Source organism: Pseudomonas sp. JV245A (genome assembly GCF_032424515.1).
GTDB lineage: Bacteria > Pseudomonadota > Gammaproteobacteria > Pseudomonadales > Pseudomonadaceae > Aquipseudomonas > Aquipseudomonas protegens.
Genome location: NZ_VYKE01000678.1, coordinates 1 through 219, shown reverse-complemented (window position 1 = coordinate 219; position 219 = coordinate 1). Strand labels below are relative to the sequence as shown.

Here is a 219-nt window from a genome sequence, read left to right as displayed (position 1 = left end):
ACCGAAGGCGGCTCCATCGTCTACACCGCCACATTGACCAATGCAGCCGGCACCCCGGTCACCGTGACCTTGAGCAATGGCGCGGTAATCACCATCGCCGCCGGCGCTACTTCCGGTACTGCCACCGTCGCCGCTCCGGCTGACGACGTGTACAAAGACGCCGGCAAAGTCGAAGCCACCATTACCAAGGCCGAAGGCGGTAACTTCGAGAACCTGGAA

1 protein-coding gene is annotated in these 219 nt (G+C 62.1%); it reads left to right on the top strand.

Going from position 1 to position 219, the window contains the following annotated elements; all coding sequences use genetic code 11:
• Positions 1–219: immunoglobulin-like domain-containing protein (locus tag F6S12_RS33590; protein WP_315870093.1), on the top strand; the 219-nt coding region annotated here is incomplete at both ends.